This window comes from Bartonella sp. TT29SHDZB (genome assembly GCF_042193395.1).
Lineage (GTDB): Bacteria > Pseudomonadota > Alphaproteobacteria > Rhizobiales > Rhizobiaceae > Bartonella.
Genome location: NZ_JBHILQ010000039.1, coordinates 1 through 5,543, shown reverse-complemented (window position 1 = coordinate 5,543; position 5,543 = coordinate 1). Strand labels below are relative to the sequence as shown.

The following is a 5,543-nucleotide window of genomic DNA, read 5'->3' as shown; positions in this document are numbered from 1 at the left end:
AAGGACACTTTCATGCTTTAAAACGTCTACCTTTAAAGCAAATACATAAAAAGCTGCACGCATAGTGCAGCTTTTTTGCAAAATCTTCTTGATTTTTCATGCTTTTCAACACAACAAGAATTTTCGAAATCCACGTGAAGCTTTTATAAGCGTGAGAAACAAGCTTCAAAATAAAAGATTTTTTTCAATAATTCTATTTTTTTATGTTTTTCCTTTAAAAAACTTCTTAAATGAAGTGTTGACTCCATCGATTATATATATATGCCGTTACAGCATAACAAATATGCGGCTATTGCTCTATTTTTTGCATTTAAGCCAAACAAATTTCGCAGAAAAATATTCCTCTACGATCAACAACTTTTCTCAATATGGAAACCATATCAATCTTACATCTCATGTAAGAGAGAGCATTATGCGGTTAACATTTCATCCACACACAATATGAGAGAATAAGTTGAATTCTCTGATACAAAGGGAATACCAACCTACCAAATTATCTATTCTCAACAAAGCAACACTCTCACCACTTCAATACCAGTATTTTAGTTTGAGTATACGAACACACTTTACATTCTAGATTAAATGTATCAAATAAATAATGAACATAAAATCTATGAATAAACAATGGTTTAACTTTACATGCTTCAAACAAAGGACAAAATTCTATAATCATGTGTTATTAAATTTTTTTTGTAAATATTTTATACAGATATCAAAAATCGTACCATTGCTTTCAATACAAGAAACCGACATAAAAAGTTTTATATTGAATGACCAAAATAGTCTTTTACAAATTGCGATATTAGAGCAAAAACTTCATTGGCTAATTATACGAAAAAATAAAATAGAAAATGCATTTTAATAAATATAAAAGCAAATTGTTTTATAAAAGAATATGACAAAAACTGATAAATCAATTTATGATCATGTTATTTATGATTCAGATATTGAGTTCAGTTTTGCACAATCGTTTGAAAAAAACGATGAGATTAAAGTTTATGCGCAACTGCCTAAATGGTTTAAAATTGATACACCTCTTGGATCATATACTCCCGATTGGACTGTATTATTTGAGCAAGATGGGCAAGGAAAACTGTATTTTGTTGTGGGAAGCAAAGGTAGTATTTTCGAAGACATGTTGCGCGATCTGGAAAAAGCAAAAATCCATTGCGGTCATGAACATTTCAAAGCTTTAGGAGAAAATACCCAATATATTGTTTCTGATAATTATCAAACTTTTATCGATCAAGCAATTCAAAAAGATACCACAACAACTTGAAAAAATGTTTGGGCTATGGAAACATACCATCCCCTGTTGTTTATAAAATGCAACTTTTTCCTACTCTATAATTTACAAGCCCTTCCTTATAACCGATTTTAATTTTTATTAAACAATCAAGAGATTGTTGAACATTTTCCAGAAAAGGCTGCACATTTAAGAAAAGAAAATTATAAGCTATTGAGAATACATTTGACACCCAAACAATCATTTAAGCATAAAAATGATCTATAAACAAACATTGGATTTTTAAGTCAATAATTTGATTTATAAAGATTTTAACATTTTCCATGTTAAATAATAAATGCAAATGGAGCAGGCATGCACGTCTCGTGTAGGTTCTGCTTTTGCTCTCATACAGAGTGAATTGACAGTAAACAGACTCCTCTGATAAACTCATTAAGATCAACTTAACCGATGGTTTTATTTTGGAGGAAGAGGGATTGTATACAAGGGGACCATCAGCGCTCCCAATCACATTTATCCCAATATCAAAACCACAGCCATCACAAACACATGTTAATTTTTAAAAGTCTGGGAATGGGGCGGGGACAATATTTTAAAGAATATCAACAGGGGGCATAATAATGCAAAAGAGAGATTCCTATACAAAAACAGAAAGGTATGTCATATATACCGTCATTATTTCCAGCATACTTCCTCTGCTGGACGGGAGCATTGTCAATGTCATCCTTCCTAACCTTGCGCATTATTTTTCAGTCGGAGAAAATAATATACAATGGGTTGTAACATCCTATTTTCTCGCCACCGTTCCAGGGCTGCTAATGGCCGCTTTTGTGCAAGGAAGAATAGGTATCAAAAGCACTTGGCTTCTTGCAAGCTTCATTTTTATGCTTGGATCACTGGGGGTAGGATTAAGCTATAATTTTCCAACTATTATATCTGCCCGTATCGTTCAAGGTTTTGGGACCGGTCTTTTGCTGCCCCTTAGCCAAACCATCATTGCCTTACAATTTGGACAGACACGAGTGCGCCAAGCCATGGGCACCATAGCCGTACCAACAGTTTTCGCTCCTGCCTTTGGTCCGTTGGTAGGCGCCTCGCTTGCTCAGTATGTGTCTTGGCGTTTGTTATTTTTTATCAATATTCCGCTTATTTTATTGGCACTCACCCTTGGAGCTAAACATTTAAAGAGCAACGAAACAACAAAAACAAAATTTAACTTATTTGCTTTTTTAGCGTTTTCCATCTCCCTTCTTTCGTTTTTTTATCTCACAGAAGCCAGAAATATCAATAACCACAACACCCTCTTTATCCTAGCGCTTATAGCCGTGATATCTCTCATATTATTCATTGTTTCTAATCAGAAAGCAAAAAACAAATTAATCGTCTTTAGCGGATTTCAAAATGCGCGCTATACATTGCTCATGATCATGGGGCTCGTTGCTTCATTTCTTTTTTATAGCTTCCTCGTTTATTTCCCACTAGCCGTTGCCATGGGAGGAAACTATGAAAAGAGCCTTCTCATCATCGGTGCCCTCCTTGCTCTGCAAGGAGTGGGTGCGTGGATTGGCAGGAAATTTATTTACCAAAAATGGAAAGAAAAATCTCCCTTTTTCATGATAGGAATTGGTTTAGTGATATCAAGCTTTGGGTTATTATGCTTCGGCTATAATATAAGCATGGATGGACTGGGATTCTTGCTAAGAGGCATAGGACTTGGCATCGCCACCATTGTCTGCCTTTCCGCCCCCATCCAATATGTCAACAGTTTATACGTCAAAGATACAGCCGTTATCACACGCATATTACAGCAAATAGGTGGTGCCTTAGGGGGTATATTCGCTGGCTTTTTGATCCATTCTCAGACAGAAGAATACCTGTCCTTAAACCAAACATATATCGTATTCTTCATATTCTCTATCGCTGCATTTTTACTGTTTTGCCTAGCCCTCCTCTTATCGCGTAAAGAGAAGAATTTTGATTTATGATATGCTTTATTTGAACTCCCTATCCATAACATTTGCAATAGCTTATAAAATCATACAGCATTTACCACTTTTCGAGAAACCAACACACTGAGACCTTGACCACAGCCTTCATCATTTTTATGAAAAAACACTAAACCGATAAGCTCCTTAAGCTCTAAAATTGATCACCTCCAGCAACGTACGGTGTTTGTAATTTTATGATACCTCTGTGCTTTTAAATCCCTCTAAAAACCTCTTGAAATATGGGATTTTCTGATCAGACCTTTGCAAAGATCCACGAAATTAAGCACGCATTTCAATGCGGAATAGTCCCATAAATGCGCTAACAGACACCCTACCGAACCAGCATAGAATATAGAACCCGCCCCCGCGCACGCCCCTATAAATGCTAATCATCTTTTACCACACACCGCGATGTGAAAAATCGCACTGTATTGCAAACTTGATAATGTTATTCGCCCCTTTTCAAAGTCATTGAATCACTATGCTTCCGTAACCGCAATAGGTCCAAATGAAACTGAAGCGACAAAAACAGCTGGTAAAGCAGCATCTTCTCTCCATTTCATTGTTAACTGTTATAAGAAATTTCCCCCACTTTAATAAAAAATCCCTCTCTCATTGAGAAATGAAATTTTAAAAACATTGAAAATCATAAAGCATGATGACAGACAGCAAACCATCTCTAAAAAGACTGTTTCTTGATTTTCACAGCGTACTCTTAGATTTCTCTAACATTTTCCTGTCTTTAAATTTTCCTTATAAGTTTTACGGACAAAAGAAGCTTTTCAGAACTCTTTTACACATAACTTCATTGCTTCAAGCTCCCTTACAGACACGATAAACGTTTATATTTCCATCTACCAAGTATGCGAGCTTCACAGCGGATATAATGAAAACAGTCTTTTTATAGAAAACAGTAAGCTTTAACGAAATAAACGAGATTTTAAACTAGCCTCCCGCATTACTCTATACCGGTTATGCAAATAAAGAGCGCCATCTACTTTTTCTGACAAGCAAAGAACACACACAACATTTAGTAACATGCCATTATTGAAATTCTTGTCACAAAACCTTCCGTTCAGGGATTATGCGCATTGCCTGCTTCCTTCTCTCCAATAAACAATCTGCCAATAAAGAATGCTATTGCAGTTACGATAATACAAAATTATACTTCTGTTCTCATTCTATATTTTTCGAATTATCACACACTATTCCCCCCTTCACTGCTTCACTGTTATAACAATGAAAGGAGAAAAAGATTAAAACACAATATAGTATTTCTTTTTCACAAATCTTATATAAGCCACAAAATTGTTGCGCGACTTTCTAAGCAAGGTCAGGCAATAAAATCATACTCTAAAAACCACTCAACATACCACTTTTTGATATTATAAAGCCATAAAATGCAATTATCGTCTCCGCAAAAAATATCTCAGAAAAACAAAATCCCTCCTGCAACAATTAGGATACTCTCTCAAATATTACCAAAGTACTATTGGCCAGAGAATTTGGATGCCTTATTTTTTTATACACCATCTGCTCCTCATGAGAAGCTAAATGATAGTAGCTATGTCAAGATTAAGAAACGACTAGATACAATCAATGTGGAATGCAATGAACCGCTTGAAGTCCTTGGTAATTTGCTTGGGGATTTTTTGGACAGCGAGTGTCATAAGTTAGTCAGATTCATATTTCAAGATATATCAGAAGATCAAATGCTACAAGAGCTTAAAGAAGATCAACGTAAAGTTTTAGAAACGTTAAAGAAAGATGGATTGGAATATCAGCGTGGAGGATATATTATCAAGAATGAGGTGACCTTCACACAAGAATTGCAAAAAGCTGGTCTCCTCTCGATGGAAGAGCTAAAAAAACTTATTGCAGAGAAAGAACTTTCAGCAGTAGAAATCGAAATAAATAGGGCATTAGAAAATATAGAAAAAGATCCAAGGGAGGCAGTTCTATTTGCAGCAAATCTGTTGGAAGCCTCTTGCAAAGCTTATCTCGACCACCATTCTATCCCATATGCAGAAAACGCCCGTAATAATCTGCCCGCTTTATGGGAAGAAGTCGTTAAGAAAGCTAAGATCCATCCCGAAGATATGAAGCAAGAAAACTTAAAAAATCAAGATCTAGATGAAAATGACTTAAAAATGATCGCATCCGGTCTGTATCAAATTGTGCGCGGTACTATAAAGTTAAGAAACAAGAAAGGTGCAGCGCACGGCCGCTCAAAAAAGGATTTTGAACTAATCAATCTCAAGCCTCGCCATGCGCGTTTAACTTTTAATGCCGCCCATTCTCTCTCAATT

At 35.6% G+C, this 5,543-nt stretch carries 3 protein-coding genes; all 3 read left to right on the top strand.

Annotated elements, in window-relative coordinates:
* The first annotated feature begins 895 nt into the window (after positions 1-895).
* A complete protein-coding gene (locus tag ACFIJJ_RS08895; protein WP_375646690.1) occupies positions 896-1,279 on the top strand; it encodes a hypothetical protein in 384 nt (127 codons plus the stop codon).
* Positions 1,280-1,866: 587 nt separating this feature from the next.
* On the top strand, positions 1,867-3,231 hold the full coding sequence (locus ACFIJJ_RS08890; RefSeq protein ID WP_375646689.1) for an MFS transporter: 1,365 nt from the start codon (positions 1,867-1,869) through the stop codon (positions 3,229-3,231).
* A 1,403-nt stretch (positions 3,232-4,634) separates the two neighbouring features.
* On the top strand, positions 4,635-5,543 hold a 909-nt coding region (locus ACFIJJ_RS08885; RefSeq protein ID WP_375646687.1), incomplete at its 3' end, for an abortive infection family protein.